We start from the raw sequence: 19355 nt of genomic DNA, 5'->3' as shown, positions 1-19355 counted from the left end.
GGGCGTTGTCAGTGGCGTGACATAGGGTTTTGAACGTGGAGCCCGATCTGTTCACCGCCGCGGCGGAAGAGCGCCAGGAGAAGGACCCGGCCGGCAGCCCCCTGGCGGTCCGGATGCGCCCGCGCACCCTCGACGAGGTCGTGGGCCAGCAGCACCTGCTCAAGCCGGGCTCGCCGCTGCGCCGGCTGGTCGGCGAGGGCAGCGGCGGTCCCGCCGGGCCGTCCTCGGTGATCCTCTGGGGCCCGCCCGGCACCGGCAAGACGACCCTGGCGTACGTCGTCTCCAAGGCGACGAACAAGCGCTTTGTGGAGCTCTCCGCGATCACCGCCGGCGTCAAGGAGGTCCGCGCGGTCATCGAGGGCGCCCGCCGCGCCACCGGCGGCTTCGGCAAGGAGACCGTCCTCTTCCTCGACGAGATCCACCGCTTCAGCAAGGCCCAGCAGGACTCCCTGCTCCCCGCGGTCGAGAACCGCTGGGTGACCCTGATCGCGGCCACCACCGAGAACCCGTACTTCTCGATCATCTCCCCGCTGCTGTCCCGGTCCCTCCTGCTGACCCTCGAACCCCTCACCGACGACGAGGTCAGAGGACTGCTGAAGCGGGCGCTGAGCGACGAGCGCGGTCTGAAGGACGCCGTCGCCCTTGCCGAGGACACCGAGGACCACCTCGTGCGGATCGCCGGCGGCGACGCCCGCCGCGCCCTGACCGCCCTGGAGGCAGCCGCCGGGGCCGCCCTCGACAAGGGCGAGCCGGAGATCTCCCTCACCACCCTGGAGGAGACGGTCGACCGCGCGGCCGTGAAGTACGACCGCGACGGCGACCAGCACTACGACGTGGCCAGCGCCCTCATCAAGTCCATCAGGGGCTCCGACGTCGACGCGGCCCTGCACTACCTGGCCCGCATGATCGAGGCCGGCGAGGACCCCCGCTTCATCGCCCGCCGCCTGATGATCTCCGCCAGCGAGGACATCGGCCTCGCCGACCCGAACGCCCTGCCCACAGCCGTGGCCGCGGCCCAGGCCGTCGCCATGATCGGCTTCCCCGAGGCCGCGCTGACGCTGAGCCACGCCACCATCGCGCTCGCCCTGGCCCCGAAGTCCAACGCCGCGACCATGGCGATCGGCGCCGCCATGGAGGACGTACGCAAGGGGCTGGCCGGGCCGGTCCCGCCGCATCTGCGCGACGGGCACTACAAGGGCGCCGCCAAGCTCGGGCACGCGCAGGGGTACGTCTACCCGCACGACCTGTCCGAGGGGATCGCCGAGCAGCAGTACGCCCCGGACGCCATCAAGGACCGCGAGTACTACGAACCGACCCGGCACGGCGCCGAGGCCCGGTACGCGGACGCGGTGGAGTGGACCCGCAAGCACCTCGGTCGCAAGCGGTCCTGAGCACCCTGTAGAATCCCTCGAAGTGCTGTGTCCCGTGCAGTCAGAACGGGACGGTCAGCCGGAACCCCCAGCGGGGGTTCCAGGAGCGTCGCGCACCGTTCGAATGGTGTCGCGGGCAGCCCACCACCGCCAGCGGTAGGTGGGCCACTCGCGTGCTGCACGTATGTGCCCAGACCAGGGGAGCGGCTGCCCAGCGGGTCCTTCGAGGACCCGGCGGGTTTCCCCGGCTGCGGATGCGACCTCCCATAACTCTGACAAGCCGAACACAAGAGATGAGAGATTGTGGCGAACCAGCCCCGCCCCAAGGTCAAGAAGTCGCGTGCCCTCGGCATCGCGCTGACCCCGAAGGCCGTCAAGTACTTCGAGGCCCGTCCCTACCCCCCGGGTGAGCACGGCCGTGGCCGCAAGCAGAACTCGGACTACAAGGTCCGTCTGCTCGAGAAGCAGCGTCTGCGCGCGCAGTACGACGTGTCCGAGCGTCAGCTCGTCCGCGCCTACGAGCGTGCCGCCAAGACCCAGGGCAAGACCGGTGAGGCCCTGGTCATCGAGCTCGAGCGCCGTCTCGACGCGCTGGTCCTGCGTTCGGGCATCGCCCGCACGATCTACCAGGCCCGCCAGATGGTCGTCCACGGCCACATCGAGGTCAACGGTCAGAAGGTCGACAAGCCGTCCTTCCGCGTCCGTCCCGACGACGTCGTGATGGTCCGCGAGCGCAGCCGCGAGAAGACCCTCTTCTCGATCGCCCGTGAGGGCGGCTTCGCCCCCGAGGGCGAGACCCCGCGCTACCTCCAGGTGAACCTCAAGGCCCTGGCGTTCCGCCTGGACCGTGAGCCGAACCGCAAGGAGATCCCGGTGATCTGCGACGAGCAGCTCGTCGTCGAGTACTACGCCCGCTGATCATCCGCAGGCCGTAGGACACGCACCACCTCAGCCCGCCGTCTCCCCGCCCTTCCGGGTGGGCGAGGCGGCGGGCTGCTGCATGCCGTGGGTCGCCTCGGTGTGCCGCTCGCAGCTCCGCGGCGCCGGCAGCCCGGCGCCGGGGTGGGCACGGGTCAGCGCCCGGGACACCGCGGCCTCCCGCCCGAGCGCCCTGCCCTGCCGTGCGCACTCCTCGTACCGCGCGTCGCCCAGCCGCTCCCGAACCAACGTCTCGCAGAGCTCGTGCGGGGCGTCGTAGTAGGCCGAGCCGAACAGCGGCAGGCCCACCGACGGCCACAGCGAGGCCGCCGCACCCTGGAGCACGGCGGCCTCGGCCGCGTCGCCCAGGGTCACCGTGACCAGGGCCAGGAGTTCGATCGACAGCACCGAGCCCAGCAGGTCGTGAAAGGCGTGCGCGCAGGCCAGGCAGTCGGTGAGCAGCTCACGCGCGCGTGCCTGGTCCCCCTCGCTCCAGGCCGCGTACGCCAGGACGTACAGCGCGTACGACCGCGCCCAGCGCTCGCCGTGGTCCTCGCACACCCGGCGCACGTCCTCGCACAGCCGCACCGCGTCCGGCAGATCGCCCAGGAAGGCCCGGGCCATCGCCAGCTCGACCTGGGCCATCAGCACGTTGCTGTTGAGCTCGCCGATCTCCTGGTAGCGCTCCAGCGACGAGCGCAGCAGCCTCTCCGCGCGGGGCATGTCGTCCGAGACGAGCGCCAGACAGCCCGTGCGGTGCTCGGCGTACGCCACGGCCGTCGGATTCGCGGACCGCTCCGCCTCCGTCCGGCACTCCTCCAGCGCCGCCAGCGCCGGCACGGTGTCGCCCTGGAGGATCGCCACATAGCCGAGGACCCACAGGGCCTTCAGACGGGTGTGCTCATGGCCCGGCTCCAGCTCGATGCTGCGCTCAAGCCAGTGCCGGCCCTCCGAGAGCCGGCCGCAGCCCACCCAGCAGAACCAGAGGGAGCCCGCGAGATGCCGGGCCAGCTCCGCGCCGTCCGGCTCGGTCAGGCAGTACTCCAGAGCGCAGCGCAGGTTCGGCAGCTCGGCCTCGATCCGCGCGGCCACCTCGTTCTGCCGCGGGGAGAACCAGTCCAGCTCGCACCAGGTCGCCAGGCCCACGTACCAGTCGCGGTGCCGCCTGCGCAGCCGGATCGCGTCGCCCGTGGCCTCCAGCCACTCGGTGCCGTACGCCCGGACCGTGTCGAGCATCCGGTAGCGCACGCCGGTCGCGGTCTCCTCGCGGGCCACCACCGACTGGGCGAGCAGTGCGGACAGGACGTCGAGGACGTCGTCGCAGTGCAGGCCGCCGCCGCTGCACACGTACTCGGCGGCCTCCAGGTCGAACTGGCCGGCGAACACCGAGAGCCGCGACCACAGCAACCGCTCCTCGGGCGTGCACAGTTCGTGGCTCCAGCCGATCGCCGTGCGCAGCGTCCGATGGCGGGGCAGCGTGTCCCGGCAGCCGCCCGTCAGCAGCCGGAACCGGTCGTCGAGCCGCTCCAGCAACTGCCCGGGGCACAAGGCTCCGAGCCGGCCCGCGGCCAGCTCGATCGCCAGCGGAATGCCGTCCAGGCGCCGGCACAGCTCCCGTACGTGCGGATCGGCGCCGACCGTCACCCCCTGCCGCCCGGCCCGCTCCGCGAACAGTTCCACGGCCTCGTCCTCGCCCAGCGGGCCCAGCGCGAAGACCTGCTCGCCGGCGACGCGCAGCGGCCGGCGCCCCACGGCGAGGACCGCCAGCCCCGGCACCTGACCCAGCAGGTCGGCGACCAGGGTCGCGCACGCGTCCACCAGATGCTCGAAACCGTCGAGGACCAGCAGGAGCCGACGCCCGGCCAGATGGGCCAGCAGCGTCTCGCGCGGCGGCCGCGCGGTGTGGTCCGTCAGACCCAGGGTCTCCACGACGGCGTAGTCGACGAACTCCGGGTCGCGTACGGAGGCCAGCTCGACGCGCCACACCCCGTCGGGCGGGGTGCGCCGGTCGCCCGCCACCCGTGCCGCGAGCCGTGACTTGCCGATACCGCCGGGGCCCGTCACCGTCACCAGGCGCGAGGCGTCCAGGGCCCGTGCCAGCTCCGGGAGTTCCGCGCGCCGGCCCACGAAGCCGTCGAGCTCCAGGGGCAGATTGCCGTTCACCTCGGTGTCCTCGGGCTGATGACTGCGCATGGAACACGGAGCGTACTGAAGCGTATGCACTCCGTACAATCGTCATGGGGTAACTCGGGTGTGGGCGAGGGGTAATCCGGTGCGGACCGCCGTCCCCGGCGCGATAGGCTCGGCGGAGACTTTTTCCATAGACAGCACGTATTCAGGGAGCGGGTGCACACAGTGTCCGGTGGAGAGGTTGCCGGCATCCTGGTGGCCGTCTTCTGGGCGATCCTGGTCTCCTTCCTCGCCGTCGCGCTGGCGAGGCTGGCCCAGACGCTCAAGGCGACCACCAAGCTCGTGGCGGACGTGACCGACCAGGCCGTCCCGCTGCTGGCCGAGGCCTCCACCGCGGTGCGCTCCGCGCAGACCCAGATCGAGCGGGTCGACGCGATCGCCTCGGACGTCCAGGAGGTCACGTCGAACGCCTCCGCGCTGTCCACCACCGTCGCCTCCACCTTCGGCGGCCCCCTGGTCAAGGTCGCGGCCTTCGGCTACGGCGTGCGCCGTGCGATCAGCGGCCGCAAGGACGACGTGCCCGCCAAACCCTCCCGGCGTACCGTGATCGTGGGCCGGACGGTCTCCCGGGGCCGAGGCAAGAAGGACTGAGGCTCAAGAGATGTTCCGCCGTACTTTCTGGTTCTCCACGGGTGTGGCCGCAGGTGTCTGGGCCACCACCAAGGTGAACCGCAAGCTGAAGCAGCTGACCCCCGAGAACCTCGCCGCGACGGCGGCCAACAAGGCGATCGAGACGGGCGCCCGGATCAAGGACCGCGCGGTCGGTTTCGCGCTCGAAGTCCGCGACAACATGGCCCAGCGGGAGGCCGAGCTGACGGACGCCCTCGGTATCCGCGAGAGTCCCGAACTGCCCGCACCACGGCGCATCGCCGCCATCGAGAACACGACGTACACCACGAAGTCGTACAAGACGCACCCGTACAACCGGAATGAGGACCACTGATGGAGTCGGCCGAGATTCGCCGCCGCTGGCTGAGCTTCTTCGAGGAGCGCGGGCACACCGTCGTCCCTTCGGCGTCGCTCATCGCGGACGACCCGACTCTGCTCCTCGTCCCGGCCGGCATGGTGCCCTTCAAGCCCTACTTCCTGGGTGAGGTCAAGCCGCCCTGGCCGCGCGCCACCAGCGTGCAGAAGTGCGTGCGCACCCCCGACATCGAAGAGGTCGGCAAGACCACCCGGCACGGCACGTTCTTCCAGATGTGCGGCAACTTCTCCTTCGGCGACTACTTCAAGGAAGGCGCCATCAAGTACGCCTGGGAGCTGCTCACCAGCGCCCAGGACAAGGGTGGTTACGGTCTGGAGCCGGAGAAGCTCTGGATCACCGTCTACAAGGACGACGACGAGGCCGAGCGCATCTGGCACGAGGTCGTCGGTGTGCCCAAGGAGCGCATCCAGCGCCTCGGCATGAAGGACAACTACTGGTCCATGGGCGTCCCCGGCCCCTGTGGCCCGTGTTCCGAGATCAACTACGATCGCGGCCCCGAGTTCGGCGTCGAGGGCGGCCCCGCCGTCAACGACGAGCGGTACGTGGAGATCTGGAACCTCGTCTTCATGCAGTACGAGCGCGGCGAGGGCATCGGCAAGGACAACTTCGAGATCCTCGGCGAGCTCCCCAGCAAGAACATCGACACCGGCCTCGGACTCGAGCGCCTGGCGATGATCCTGCAGGGCGTGCAGAACATGTACGAGATCGACACCTCCATGGCCGTCATCAAGAAGGCCACCGAGCTGACCGGCGTGGCCTACGGCGACGCCCACGACTCGGACGTCTCGCTGCGCGTGGTCACCGACCACATGCGCACCTCGGTGATGCTCATCGGCGACGGTGTCACGCCCGGCAACGAAGGCCGCGGCTACGTCCTGCGACGCATCATGCGCCGGGCCATCCGCAACATGCGCCTGCTCGGTGCCACCGGCCCGGTCGTGCTGGACCTGGTCGACACCGTGATCGCCATGATGGGTCAGCAGTACCCGGAGCTGGTCACCGACCGCGAGCGCATCGAGAAGGTCGCCGTCGCCGAGGAGAACGCCTTCCTCAAGACGCTGAAGGCCGGCACCAACATCCTCGACACCGCCGTCACCGAGACCAAGGCCGCCGGCGGCAAGGTCCTCGCCGGCGACAAGGCGTTCCTGCTCCACGACACCTGGGGCTTCCCGATCGACCTCACCCTGGAGATGGCCGCCGAGCAGGGCCTGTCCGTGGACGAGGACGGCTTCCGCCGCCTGATGAAGGAGCAGCGGGAGCGCGCCAAGGCCGACGCCCAGGGCAAGAAGACCGGCCACGCCGGCGCGGGCGCCTACCGTGCGATCGCCGACCAGGCCGGGGAGACCGAGTTCCTCGGCTACTCGGACACCGAGAGCGAGTCCACGATCGTCGGCATCCTCGTCGACGGCACCTCCTCGCCGGCCGCCACTGAGGGCGACGAGGTCGAGATCGTCCTGGACCGCACCCCCTTCTACGCCGAGGGCGGCGGCCAGATCGGCGACACCGGCCGGATCAAGGTCGACTCCGGTGCCGTCATCGAGATCCGTGACACCCAGAAGCCGGTCCCGGGCGTGTACGTGCACAAGGGCGTCGTCCAGTTCGGTGAGGTCACCGTCGGAGCCAAGGCCCACGCCTCGATCGACGGCCGCCGCCGCACGGCCATCGCCCGCGCCCACTCGGCCACCCACCTCACCCACCAGGCGCTGCGGGACGCGCTCGGCCCGACGGCCGCCCAGGCCGGTTCCGAGAACCAGCCCGGCCGCTTCCGCTTCGACTTCGGTTCCCCGTCCGCCGTTCCCACGGCCGTGATGACCGACGTCGAGCAGAAGATCAACGAGGTGCTCGCCCGCGATCTCGACGTGCACGCCGAGATCCTGAGCCTGGACGAGGCCAAGAAGCAGGGCGCCATCGCCGAGTTCGGCGAGAAGTACGGCGAGCGGGTCCGGGTGGTGACCATCGGCGACTTCTCCAAGGAGCTGTGCGGTGGCACCCACGTGCACAACACCTCGCAGCTCGGCCTGGTCAAGCTGCTCGGCGAGTCGTCCATCGGCTCCGGTGTCCGCCGTATCGAGGCGCTCGTCGGTGTCGACGCGTACAACTTCCTCGCCCGCGAGCACACCGTCGTCGCCCAGCTCCAGGAGCTGATCAAGGGCCGACCTGAGGAGCTTCCGGAGAAGGTCTCCGCCATGCTCGGCAAGCTGAAGGACGCCGAGAAGGAGATCGAGAGGTTCCGCGCGGAGAAGGTCCTCCAGGCCGCCGCCGGTCTCGCCGAGTCCGCCAAGGACGTCCGCGGGATCGCCGTCGTCACCGGTCAGGTCCCGGACGGCACCACCCCCGACGACCTGCGCAAGCTGGTCCTCGACGTGCGCGGCCGCATCCAGGGCGGCCGGGCCGCCGTGGTGGCCCTCTTCACGGTCAACAACGGCAAGCCGCTGACGGTCATCGCCACCAACGAGCCCGCCCGTGAGCGCGGTCTCAAGGCCGGTGACCTGGTCCGCACGGCCGCCAAGACGCTCGGCGGCGGCGGTGGCGGCAAGCCGGACGTCGCCCAGGGCGGCGGCCAGAACCCGGCCGCGATCGGCGAGGCCGTGGACGCCGTGGAGCGCACGGTCGGGGAGACGGCCAAGTAATGCGCCGAGGCCGCAGGCTCGCGATCGACGTCGGGGACGCCCGCATCGGGGTCGCCTCGTGCGACCCCGACGGGATCCTCGCCACCCCGGTGGAGACGGTCCCGGGCCGCGACGTCCCGGCGGCCCACCGCCGGCTGAAGCAGCTGGTCGAGGAGTACGAACCGATCGAGGTCGTCGTCGGTCTCCCTCGCTCCCTCAAGGGGGGCGAGGGCCCGGCCGCCGTGAAGGTCCGCGGCTTCGTCCAGGAGCTCGCCCGGGGGATCGCGCCCGTTCCGGTCAGGCTCGTCGACGAGCGCATGACCACCGTGACGGCCAGTCAGGGACTGCGCGCATCCGGAGTGAAATCCAAAAAGGGCAGATCGGTCATCGACCAGGCAGCAGCCGTGATCATTCTTCAGCAGGCCCTGGAATCCGAACGGGTGTCAGGTAAAGCACCCGGCGAGGGCGTCGAAGTGGTCATCTGATCGCGATACGGTAACGTTCCGCGCGATGCGGCGACATTCGAACAGTCACCGCACAGAAAGAGGCGGAACGGTAGCCCGGATCGTGGAAGCAGGAGACCGCCGCCTCGCGGCTCTAGGGGATCGATGACTGAGTATGGCCGGGGCGAAGGCTCCGAACCGTGGAATCCCGAGGACCCGTTGTACGGGGACGGTGGATGGGAAGGACAGCAGGCCCACGCGGGTCAGCAGTCCCCCTACGGCGGCCAGCCGCAGCACTACCCGCAGCAGCCGCAGCAGCAGTACGACAACAATGGCTGGGACGAAGGCCGGCAAGCTGCCTATGGTCAGGCGCAGCAGCAGTACCCGCAGCACAACGGCCAGTACGACCAGCACCAGCAGTACAATCACCAGTACGACCAGCAGCAGTACGGTCAACAGCAGTACGACCAGCAGGCCTATCAGGACCAGCAGCAGCAGTCGTACGACAACAACGGCTGGGCGACCGGCACCCAGGCGCAGATCCCGTACCCCGCCGACCCGTCGGATCCCTACGGTCAGCAGGCCGCCGCGTACGGCGCCGAGCAGCAGGACTACTACGGCAGCCCGGACGCCTACCCGCCGCCCGAGCCGCCGAGCCGCCGGCGTGCCGAGCCGGAGCCGCAGACCGACTGGGACCCGGGCCCCGACCAGGGCGAGCACGCCTTCTTCGCGGGCGGTGACGACGACCAGGACGACCCCGGCGACTTCGACGACCCACAGGGCGGCCGCGGCGACCGGCGGGGGCGCGGCGGCAAAGGATCCAAGAAGCGCAAAAGCGGCTGCGCCTGTCTGGTGGTGCTGCTGGTCTTCGGCGGCGGCACCGCGGGCGTCGGGTACTTCGGGTACCAGTACTACAAAAGTCGTTTCGGCGCGGCTCCGGACTACGCCGGGGGCGGGACGAGCCAGATGGTCACCGTCCAGATCCCCAAGGGCGCGGGTGGGTACGCGATCGGTCGGCTGCTCAAGGACGCGGGTGTCGTCAAGAGCGTCGACGCCTTCGTGTCCGCCCAGGAGCAGAACGACAAGGGGAATTCAATCCAGGCCGGCGCCTATCTCCTGAAGAAGGAGATGTCCGCCGAGAGCGCTGTGGCGATGATGCTCGATCCGAAGAGCCAGAACAACGTGCTGGTTGCTCCGGGGATGCGGAACGCTACCGTCTACAAGAAGATCGACGAGAAACTCGATCTTGCTTCCGGTGCCACCGAGAAAATCGCCGAACAGAAATACAAGAGCCTCGGACTGCCGAGTTGGGCGAACGACAACCGGGATATCAAGGACCCTCTGGAGGGATTCCTGTACCCGGGCACCTATCCCGCGGCGAAGGGCATGAAGCCCGAATCGGTGCTGAAGGACATGGTCACCGAGGCCGTCGACAAGTACGCCGCGTACGACCTGGAGGCCAAGGCCAAGGCGCTCAAGCTGGACAGTCCGCTCCAGGTCATCACGGTCGCCAGCCTCGTCCAGGCCGAGGGCAAGACGGAGGACGACTACCGCAAGATGGCGGAGGTCGTCTACAACAGGCTGAACCTCGCGAACCCCGAGACCTACGGGTTCCTGCAGTTCGACTCGACCTTCAACTACGTGAAGAACGAGAGCAACATCGAGATCTCCGAGAAGGAGATCAACAGCAACAAGGACCCGTACAACACGTACACGAACAAGGGCCTGCCGCCCGGACCGATCGACAACCCGGGCGACACCGCGATTAAGGCGACACTCAATCCGACCGACGACGGCTGGTACTACTTCGTCGCGACCGACGGTGTGAAGAAGACCGAATTCGCCAAGACCCACGCCGAATTCCTGCGCCTCAAGGAAAAGTTCAATGCAAGCACGGGCAGCTGACGCCCGCCGGGCCGCCGTACTCGGCAAGCCCATCGCGCACTCCCTTTCGCCGGTCCTGCACCGGGCCGCCTACGAGGAGCTGGGGCTCACGGGCTGGTCGTACGACCGGTTCGAGCTCGACGAGGCCGCACTGCCCGCGTTCGTGGAGCAGCTCGGGCCGGAGTGGGCCGGGCTGTCGCTGACCATGCCGCTGAAGCGGGCCGTCATCCCGCTGCTGGACGGCATCAGCGACACCGCCGCCTCGGTGGAGGCCGTCAACACGGTGGTGTTCACCGAGGACGGCCGTCGCCTCGGCGACAACACCGACATCCCGGGGATGGCCGCCGCCCTCAGGGAGCGGGGCATCGAGCAGGTCGACTCGGCGGCGATCCTCGGCGCCGGCGCCACCGCCTCCTCCGCGCTGGCCGCGCTGGCCAGGATCTGCACCGGTGAGGTCGTCGCCTACGTGCGCAGCGAGGCCCGGGCCGCCGAGATGCGGCAATGGGGCGAGCGCCTCGACGTCGAGATCCGCACCGCGGACTGGGCGGACGCGGCCGAGGCCCTGCGCGCCCCGCTGGTGATCGCCACCACCCCCGCCGGGGCGACGGACGCCCTCGCCCACGCCGTACCGGAGCGCCCCGCGGCCCTGTTCGACGTGCTCTACGACCCCTGGCCGACCGAGCTGGCGGCCCGCTGGTCGATGATCGGCGGAGCCGTGGTCAGCGGCCTCGACCTGCTCGTGCACCAGGCGGTGCTGCAGGTCGAGCAGATGACGGGCCGCACGCCCGCGCCCGTGGACGCCATGCGCAAGGCGGGCGAGCACGCCCTGGCGGCCCGCTGACGTGGTGTGACGCAGGGGGACATGGCGATCCTGTGAAAGCGCTGTACTGAGAAGTAACCCCAGGTCATGCTCTGCGGACGGCCCGGCAGAGTCGGCGGGCCGCCGAACGGAGCCCGCCATGACCCGTCACGCCCGGCGCAGGTTTCTCACCTATCTGGTGGCCGCGCCCGCTCTCGCCGTAGCGACCAGGTTCGGTGTCGAGGCCTACGCCCCCGGCAGCGCCGACGCCGCGATCCCCACCCCGCCCGCACCGGCCGATCTGGTCGACCTGGGCGATCTGCTGATCCTCGCCGGGAAGCCCACCGCCGACATGCTCGTACTGAGCGTCGACGAGGACGGCGGCGTCGACTTCCGGCTGCCCCGCGAGGAGGTCGGCCAGGGACTCACCACCGCCGTGGCCATGCTGGTCGCGGAGGAACTCGACACCCCGCTCGACCGGGTCCGCGTGCACCTGGAGGACGCCCGGCCCGAGCTGCTGTTCAACCAGCTCACCGGCAGTTCCAACGCGGTGCGTTCGCTGTACGACCCGGTGCGCCGGACGGCGGCGGCCGCGCGGGCCAGGATGGTCGCGGCGGCGGCCCGGCAGTGGGGCCTGAAGGCGAGCGAACTGACGGTCCGCGCCGGAGTGGTGGTCGCGCCGGACGGCCGCACGGCCTCCTACGGCTCCCTGACGACGGCGGCCGCGACCTTGGATCTGGGCTCGCTCACGGTCACGCCGAAGAAGGAGTCCGAGCACACCCTCGTCGGCACTCCCACCTCCCGCATCGACGCCCGCGCCCTCGTCACCGGCTCGCACCCGTACACCCTCGACCTCGACGTGCCCGGCGCCAAGCCCTGCATGGTGCGCCGCCCGCCGACCATCAACGGCACGGTCACATCGGTCGGCAACGAGGCCGCCGTACGGGCCATGCCCGGGGTCGTCGACGTGGTCGTCATCGACTCGGGCGTCGCGGTGGTCGCGGAAACGTTCGGGCAGGCCCTGGACGGCAAGAACGCCCTGGAGGTCACCTGGGGCGGCGGGACGGTCGACACGCTGTCGGACAGCGACATCCGCGCCCGGCTCAAGGCGGCCACCCCCTCGCTCGACCTGCTCGGAGCGCTGGTGCGGAAGGTGGACACCGAGTTCGACTTCGCGTTCGCCAGCCACGCCCCGCTGGAGACCAACTCGGCCGTCGCGGACGTACGGCCGGACCGCGCCGAGATCTGGTCCGGCCTCAAGTCGCCGATCGTCGCCCAGGCCGCGATCGCGCAGGCCGTCGGACTGCCCGTCTCCAAGGTCACGGTGCATGTGATGCAGTCGGGCGGCTCGTTCGGGCGGCGGCTGTTCTACGACGCGGCCCTGGAGGCCGCCGTGGTGTCCAAGAAGAGCGGGCGGCCCGTACGGCTGATGTGGTCCCGGATCGACGACATGCGGCACGGACGGATGCGGCCCGCCACCCACCACCGCGTCCGTGCCACCTACGCGGCCGGCCAGGTGCTCACCTTCCAGCACCGGGTGGCGGCCGTGGAGACCGACTTCCGGCACGGACTCGGCGACGCGGTCACCGCCGCCGCGGCGAGTCTGCCCACCGGCCTCGGCAACGCCACCTTCGCCCAGACTCTGTTCCTGACCACGGTGAAGTCGCCGTACGACTTCGGCGTGACCACCCAGACCCTCACCGAGGTGCCGCTCAGGATGCACACCGGGTCGTGGCGGTCGGTGTACTCGGCCAACACCCGCGGCGCCGAGGAGATCGTCGTCGACGAGCTGGCCGCGAGGCTCGGGAAGGACCCCGTGGACTTCCGGCGGTCCTTCCTCAAGACCGACCGGCAGCGGGCCGTCCTCGACCGGGCCGCGACGGAGGGCGACTGGGGCCGCGAGCTGCCCGACGGCTGGGCCCAGGGCATCGGCTTCCACGAGGAGTACAAGTCCTGCACCGCCTGTCTGGTCGAGATCGACGCCACCGACCCGAAAAAACCCCGGGTGGCCAGGGCGGTGATCGTGGCCGACGTGGGCCGCGTGATCAACCCGCGCGGCCTGGAGGCACAGCTCCTCGGCGGGCTCACGGACGCGATCTCCACCACGCTCAGGGCGGGCCTGCACATCGACAAGGGCCTGCCGCTGGAGGGCAGCTACTCGCAGTTCCACTACGCGCGCCAGAAGGACGCCCCCAAGGACGTGAGGATCCACGTCATCGAGGGCGCCGGCGAACCGGGCGGAGCGGGCGAACTCGGCGTCCCCGCGGCGGTCGGTGCCGTGGCCAACGCCTACGCCCGGGCCACCGGCACCAAGCCGCGCAGCTTCCCCGTCAACTTCGACGTCGACTTCACCCCGTTCCCGCGCTGACCCCGCCCGGTTCCAGGAGCCTTGATGCCCTCCCACACCTTCACCGTCAACGGGAAGTCCGTCACCGTCGACGCCCCCGACGACCTGCCCCTGCTCTGGGCGCTGCGCGACCTGCTCGACATCCGCGGCCCCAAGTACGGCTGCGGGATCAACGTCTGCAAGGCCTGCACCAGCCACCTCGACGGCGAGGCCTTCAACCCCTGCGTGCTCCCCGTCTCCGAGGCCTCCGGCCGTGAGGTCACCACCATCGAGGGTCTCGCCGACGGTGACCGGCTGCACCCCGTCCAGGAAGCCTGGCTGGAACAGGACGTGGCCCAGTGCGGCTACTGCCAGCCGGGCCAGATCATGGCGGCCGTGGCCCTCCTCAAGCGCACGAGGAACCCCACGGACGCCGACATCGACGCGATCGCCAACGTCTGCCGCTGCGGGACCTACTTCCGCATCCGGGAGGCGATCAAGAGCGCGGCGGAGCGGATGGCCTGAGGGGCCGGTGCGCGGCCCCACGTCCGTCTGCTGGACCTGTGACCGGTGGTCGCGGCCGGACGTGGGAGGATCGGAGGTGGCCGGCCGGGGCCGCGCACCTGGTCGCGCCGTTGCCGTACGCGAGGACGCGCGTACGCAGGGCAGTACCAGGGCGCGAGCACTGAGGAGCACCGTTGAGCAGGTTGCGCTGGCTGACCGCGGGGGAGTCCCACGGTCCCGCACTCGTCGCGACGCTGGAGGGCCTTCCCGCCGGCGTGCCCATCACCACGGAGCTGGTGGCGGACCACCTGGCGAGGCGTCGGCTCGGCTACGGCCGCGGTGCCCGGATGAAGTTCGAGCAGGACCAGGTCACCTTCCTCGGCGGGGTCCGGCACGGTCTCTCCCTCGGTTCCCCGGTCGCGATCATGGTGGGCAACACCGAGTGGCCGAAGTGGGAGCAGGTCATGTCGGCCGACCCCATCGACCCGGAGATCCTCGCGGGCCTCGCGCGCAACGCCCCGCTGACCCGCCCGCGCCCCGGCCACGCCGACCTCGCGGGCATGCAGAAGTACGGCTTCGACGAGGCCCGGCCGATCCTGGAGCGCGCCTCCGCCCGGGAGACGGCGGCCCGGGTGGCGCTGGGCGCGGTGGCCCGGTCGTACCTGAAGGAGACGGCCGGCATCGAGATCGTCAGCCACGTCGTCGAGCTGTGCTCCGTGAAGGCCCCGCAGGGCGTCTACCCGACCCCGGCCGACGTCGAGAAGCTGGACGCCGATCCGCTGCGCTGCCTGGACGCGGACACCTCGAAGGCGATGGTGGCCGAGGTCGACCAGGCCCACAAGGACGGTGACACCCTCGGCGGCGTGGTGGAGATCCTGGCGTACGGCGTGCCCGTGGGCCTGGGCTCGCATGTGCACTGGGACCGCAAGCTGGACGCCCGCCTCGCGGGTGCGCTGATGGGCATCCAGGCGATCAAGGGCGTCGAGCTCGGTGACGGCTTCGAGCTGGCGCGGGTGCCGGGCTCGAAGGCGCACGACGAGATCGTGAACACCCCCGAGGGCATCCGCCGCGTCTCCGGACGCTCCGGCGGCACCGAGGGCGGGCTCAGCACGGGTGAGCTGCTGCGGGTGCGGGCCGCGATGAAGCCCATCGCCACCGTCCCTCGGGCCCTGCAGACCGTGGACGTGACCACCGGCGAGGCCGCGCAGGCCCACCACCAGCGCTCCGACGTGTCCGCGGTCCCGGCCGCCGGCATCGTCGCCGAGGCGATGGTGGCGCTGGTCCTGGCCGACGCCGTGGCCGAGAAGTTCGGCGGCGACAGCGTGCCCGAGACCCGCCGCAACGTGCGGTCGTACCTCGAGAACCTGGCCATCCGATGAGCCCTGCGGTCGTCCTCGTCGGTCCGATGGGCGTGGGCAAGTCCACCGTCGGGCGGCTGCTGGCCGAGCGCCTCGCGACGGGGTACCGGGACACCGACGACGACATCGTCGCCGAGCAGGGCCGCGCGATCGCGGAGATCTTCGTCGACGAGGGCGAGGCCGCTTTCCGGGCGATCGAGAAGGCCGCCGTAAGCCGGGCGCTCGCCCAGCACGACGGCGTCCTCGCGCTCGGCGGCGGCTCGATCCTCGACGAGGACACCCGCGCCCTGCTGGCCGGGCAGCGCGTGCTGTACCTGTCGATGGACGTCGAGGAGGCGGTCAAGCGCACCGGCCTGAACGCCGCGCGTCCGCTGCTCGCGGTCAACCCGCGCAAGCAGTGGCGCGAGCTGATGGAGGCGCGCCGCCACCTGTACGAGTCGATCGCCACGGCGGTCGTGGCCACCGACGGCCGTACCCCCGAAGAAGTCACCGAGATCGCGCTGGACGCACTGGAGTTGAAGGAAGCATGAGCGAGGCAGTGACGCGCATCCAGGTCGGCGGCACCGCGGGCAGCGAGCCGTACGAGGTCCTGGTGGGACGTCAACTCCTGGGCGAGCTCGGCACGTTGGTGGGAGAGAAGGCCCAACGGGTCGCCGTCATCCACCCCGAGGCGCTCGCCGACACCGGTGACGCGCTGCGCGCCGACCTCGCCGAGCAGGGCTACGACGCCGTCGCCATCCAGGTCCCGAACGCGGAGGAGGCCAAGACCGCCGAGGTCGCCGCCTACTGCTGGAAGGCGCTCGGCCAGTCCGGCTTCACCCGCTCCGACGTCGTGGTCGGCGTCGGCGGCGGCGCGACCACCGATCTCGCCGGGTTCGTGGCCGCGACCTGGCTGCGCGGAGTGCGCTGGATCGCCGTCCCGACGACCGTGCTCGCCATGGTCGACGCGGCGGTCGGCGGCAAGACCGGCATCAACACCGCCGAGGGCAAGAACCTCGTCGGCGCCTTCCACCCGCCCGCCGGCGTCCTGTGCGACCTGGCCGCGCTGGACTCCCTGCCGGTCAACGACTACGTGTCCGGGCTCGCCGAGATCATCAAGGCCGGCTTCATCGCCGACCCGGTGATCCTGGAGCTCATCGAGTCCGACCCCGAGGCCGCGCGCACCCCGGCCGGCCCGCACACCTCCGAGCTCATCGAGCGCTCGATCCGGGTCAAGGCCGAGGTGGTCTCCTCCGACCTCAAGGAGTCGGGCCTCAGGGAGATCCTCAACTACGGCCACACGCTCGCCCACGCCATCGAGAAGAACGAGCGGTACAAGTGGCGGCACGGCGCCGCGGTCGCCGTGGGCATGCACTTCGCCGCCGAACTGGGCCGTCTGGCGGGCCGGTTGGACGACGCGACCGCCGACCGCCACCGCACGGTCCTGGAGTCGGTCGGCCTGCCGCTGCACTACCGCTACGACCAGTGGCCCAAGTTGCTGGAGACCATGAAGGTCGACAAGAAGTCCCGCGGCAACCTGCTGCGGTTCATCGTCCTCGACGGACTGGGCAAGCCCACCGTTCTGGAGGGCCCGGACCCGGCCGTTCTGCTCGCCGCGTACGGCGAGGTCGGCCAGTAAGTCCCGCGACGGGCGTTCCGCCTGATTCGCCGTGCACCAGGGGCACTTCGGGGCGCCCCCGGCCGTTTCACCAAACGTGGGCCGGGGGCGGTACCGTTCGATGGCGAGCGGGGTATGCACCACCCCGTAACCAGCGCCGATCAGCCTGACGCGAGTGAGCCGGAGGGGCGCGTCGGAGACGAGAGGACGAGCGAGCGGAGGCCTTCGGGCCGCGCCCGGTCGGGCTCCCGGCACCGACGCGAGCGCCCCGGAGGCGAGCGAGCCGAAAAAGACGAGACGGAGTGGCACCGGATGCAGCACGCAGTGGGTTCTCCGCTGCCGCCGCCCCATCAGCCGGGGCACGGACCGGCCGCCGGCTGGTCGCCGGCCGCACATCACCCGGGTGCGCACCAGGGCTCCGCCCCGGTGCCCCCACCGCCGTCGGCACCGGGCTTCGCCCCGGCCCCGGTACCGCCGACGCCACCGCACTCCCAGGTCCCGCCCGCCCCGCAGCACTCACCGGGGCCGGTACCGGACACCACCGGCCATGTGCCGCTGCCGCCCGGCGCCCCCGTGGGTGCCCCCAGCACCCCGCCCGTCGCCGCGCCCGATCCCGCGGGCACCACCCTCGCGGTGCTGCTCATCGGTCCTGCGGGCGCCGGAAAGACCAGCGTCGCCAAGTACTGGGCCGACCATCGCCGGGTCCCCACCGCCCACATCAGCCTCGACGACGTACGCGAGTGGGTCCGCTCGGGCTTCGCCGACCCGCAGTCCGGCTGGAACGACCACTCCGAGGCCCAATACCGCCTCGCCCGCCGCACCTGTGGCTTCGCCGCCCGCAACTTCCTCGCCAACGGCATCTCCTGCATCCTCGACGACGCGGTCTTCCCGGACCGGCCGGTGGTCGGCCTCGGCGGCTGGAAGCGGCACGTGGGCCCGGGACTGCTGCCGGTGGTCCTGCTGCCCGGCCTGGAGATCGTCCTGGAGCGCAACGCGGAGCGCTCCGGCAATCGCCGCCTGACGGACGAGGAGGTGGCACGGATCCACGGTCGGATGGCCGGCTGGTACGGCTCCGGTCTGCCGATCATCGACAACTCCCAGATGGACGTACCGCAGACGGCGAGGGTCCTGGACGACGTCCTGGCGCGCTCCGTCGCTAGCCCACCGACCTGGTAGCGGCCCGAACGACCAGCGCCGCTCCCCACTCGGACTCTCTCAAACAGCGGCATATCGGTAGAACTCCTACGCTCAAGTCATGTCAGAGGTGTACGCCACCCGCAGAACCCGTGTCCGCGACCGCTGCCAGGCCGGCGGCAGCCGGTCCGCGCTGATCTCCCGCCCGGCCAATGTCCGCTACCTCGCCGGGGCCGCCCCGCGGGGCAGCGTGCTGCTGCTCGGCATGACCGAGGACCTGCTGGTGTGCGCCGGGCCCCCGGACGACCGTCCCGGCGCCGGCCGCCCCGACGAGAACCTGCGGCTGCACCACCTTTCCGGTGCCGCCGGCGACCCGGCTGTCGCCGCCGCCGACCTCGCCACGGCTCAGGGCGCGGACTCGCTCGCCGTGGAGGAACAGCACCTCACGGTCGCCCGGCACCGGGCGATCCGCTCGGTCGTCCCGCGGCTGCGCCTCGCCGACCTCGGCGGCGCGGTCGAACAGCTCCGCGTCATCAAGGACGAGGAGGAGATCTCCTGCCTGCGCATCGGCGCGGAGATCGCCGACCAGGCACTGGGCGAGCTCCTGGAGTCCATCCTCGTCGGCCGCACCGAGCGCCACCTCGCCCTCGAACTGGAGCGCCGCCTCGTCGACCACGGCGCCGACGGCCCGGCCTTCGCCACCTCCGTCGGCACCGGCCCGAACTCCGGCCGCCCCGGCCACCGCCCCACCGACCGCCGCGTCGAGGAGGGCGACTTCCTCTCCGTCTGCCTGGGCGCGAACTACCGCGGCTACCGCTGCGAGATCGGCCGTACCTTCGTCATCGGTACGTCCCCCGCCGACTGGCAGATCGAGCTCTACGACCTCGTCTTCGCCGCTCAGCGGGCCGGACGGGAGTCGCTGGCACCCGGCGCCGCCTACCGTGACGTGGACCGGGCGGCACGCCAGGTGCTGGAGTCCGCGGGCCATCACGAGGGGCTCCCGACCCTCACCGGACACGGTGTGGGACTCGAAATCGACGAGGACCCGCAGTTGGCCCCCGCGGCCATGGGTAAACTGGACGCTTGCGTGCCGGTCACCGTCGAACCGGGGGTCCACCTCCCGGGACGGGGCGGCGTCCGGATCGATGACACGCTCGTCGTACGCCCCGAGGCGGACGGCGGACCCGAGCTACTCACCATCACGACCAAGGAGCTGCTCGCACTATAGGCAAGGTGCG

The 19355-nt window shown here is 71.0% G+C and carries 16 protein-coding genes; 15 read left to right on the top strand and 1 reads right to left on the bottom strand.

Going from position 1 to position 19355, the window contains the following annotated elements; genetic code table 11:
* Positions 1–35 precede the first annotated feature (35 nt).
* Positions 36–1391 (top strand): replication-associated recombination protein A, encoded by a 1356-nt coding sequence (locus H293_RS0108580; RefSeq protein ID WP_028807671.1) that lies wholly within the window; start codon positions 36–38, stop codon positions 1389–1391.
* Between the two features lie 282 nt (positions 1392–1673).
* The gene (rpsD, locus tag H293_RS0108575) at positions 1674–2288 is read left to right on the top strand and encodes a 30S ribosomal protein S4 (RefSeq protein ID WP_007380699.1); all 615 of its coding nucleotides are present in this window, start codon (positions 1674–1676) and stop codon (positions 2286–2288) included.
* A gap of 30 nt (positions 2289–2318) precedes the next feature.
* Here rpsD and H293_RS0108570 read toward each other — a convergent pair whose 3' ends face one another.
* Positions 2319–4481 carry an ATP-binding protein gene (locus tag H293_RS0108570; protein ID WP_020117465.1) on the bottom strand — a complete coding sequence of 721 codons (2163 nt, stop codon included), beginning with the start codon at positions 4479–4481 and terminating at the stop codon, positions 2319–2321.
* A 153-nt stretch (positions 4482–4634) separates the two neighbouring features.
* Between H293_RS0108570 and H293_RS0108565 the strand changes: the two genes are divergently transcribed.
* From H293_RS0108565 to H293_RS0108505, 13 genes are all read left to right on the top strand, one after another.
* Positions 4635–5069: a DUF948 domain-containing protein gene (locus H293_RS0108565; RefSeq protein WP_199790141.1), complete on the top strand. Its 435-nt coding sequence runs from the start codon at positions 4635–4637 to the stop codon at positions 5067–5069.
* 10 nt (positions 5070–5079) lie between these two features.
* Entirely contained in the window at positions 5080–5421 is a 342-nt protein-coding gene (locus tag H293_RS0108560) for a hypothetical protein (protein WP_020117463.1), read from the top strand.
* A complete protein-coding gene (alaS, locus tag H293_RS0108555) occupies positions 5421–8093 on the top strand; it encodes an alanine--tRNA ligase (RefSeq protein ID WP_020117462.1) in 2673 nt (890 codons plus the stop codon). Before H293_RS0108560 ends, alaS begins: the two co-directional genes overlap by 1 nt.
* Positions 8093–8557: a Holliday junction resolvase RuvX gene (gene ruvX / locus H293_RS0108550; RefSeq protein WP_007380695.1), complete on the top strand. Its 465-nt coding sequence runs from the start codon at positions 8093–8095 to the stop codon at positions 8555–8557. The genes alaS and ruvX overlap by 1 nt, the downstream gene beginning before the upstream one ends.
* A gap of 123 nt (positions 8558–8680) precedes the next feature.
* On the top strand, positions 8681–10420 hold the full coding sequence (gene mltG, locus H293_RS0108545) for an endolytic transglycosylase MltG (protein WP_020117461.1): 1740 nt from the start codon (positions 8681–8683) through the stop codon (positions 10418–10420).
* Entirely contained in the window at positions 10401–11240 is an 840-nt protein-coding gene (locus tag H293_RS0108540; protein ID WP_020117460.1) for a shikimate dehydrogenase, read from the top strand. The genes mltG and H293_RS0108540 overlap by 20 nt, the downstream gene beginning before the upstream one ends.
* 118 nt (positions 11241–11358) lie before the next feature.
* Complete coding sequence (locus H293_RS0108535; RefSeq protein WP_020117459.1) at positions 11359–13566, top strand: xanthine dehydrogenase family protein molybdopterin-binding subunit; 2208 nt, start codon at positions 11359–11361, stop codon at positions 13564–13566.
* Positions 13567–13590: 24 nt separating this feature from the next.
* On the top strand, positions 13591–14049 hold the full coding sequence (locus H293_RS0108530; RefSeq protein WP_020117458.1) for a (2Fe-2S)-binding protein: 459 nt from the start codon (positions 13591–13593) through the stop codon (positions 14047–14049).
* A 173-nt stretch (positions 14050–14222) separates the two neighbouring features.
* Complete coding sequence (gene aroC, locus H293_RS0108525) at positions 14223–15407, top strand: chorismate synthase (protein WP_028807670.1); 1185 nt, start codon at positions 14223–14225, stop codon at positions 15405–15407.
* Positions 15404–15916 carry a shikimate kinase gene (locus tag H293_RS0108520; RefSeq protein WP_028807669.1) on the top strand — a complete coding sequence of 171 codons (513 nt, stop codon included), beginning with the start codon at positions 15404–15406 and terminating at the stop codon, positions 15914–15916. The genes aroC and H293_RS0108520 overlap by 4 nt, the downstream gene beginning before the upstream one ends.
* A complete protein-coding gene (gene aroB / locus H293_RS0108515; protein WP_020117455.1) occupies positions 15913–17004 on the top strand; it encodes a 3-dehydroquinate synthase in 1092 nt (363 codons plus the stop codon). Before H293_RS0108520 ends, aroB begins: the two co-directional genes overlap by 4 nt.
* Before the next feature lie 291 nt (positions 17005–17295).
* The gene (locus H293_RS0108510; protein ID WP_078612545.1) at positions 17296–18159 is read left to right on the top strand and encodes a Pro-rich N-terminal domain-containing protein; all 864 of its coding nucleotides are present in this window, start codon (positions 17296–17298) and stop codon (positions 18157–18159) included.
* A gap of 79 nt (positions 18160–18238) precedes the next feature.
* On the top strand, positions 18239–19345 hold the full coding sequence (locus H293_RS0108505) for an aminopeptidase P family protein (RefSeq protein ID WP_020117453.1): 1107 nt from the start codon (positions 18239–18241) through the stop codon (positions 19343–19345).
* Positions 19346–19355: the final 10 nt, after the last annotated feature.

This window comes from Streptomyces canus 299MFChir4.1, assembly GCF_000383615.1.
Classification (GTDB): domain Bacteria; phylum Actinomycetota; class Actinomycetes; order Streptomycetales; family Streptomycetaceae; genus Streptomyces; species Streptomyces canus_C.
This window is presented reverse-complemented; position numbering and strand designations above follow the sequence as displayed.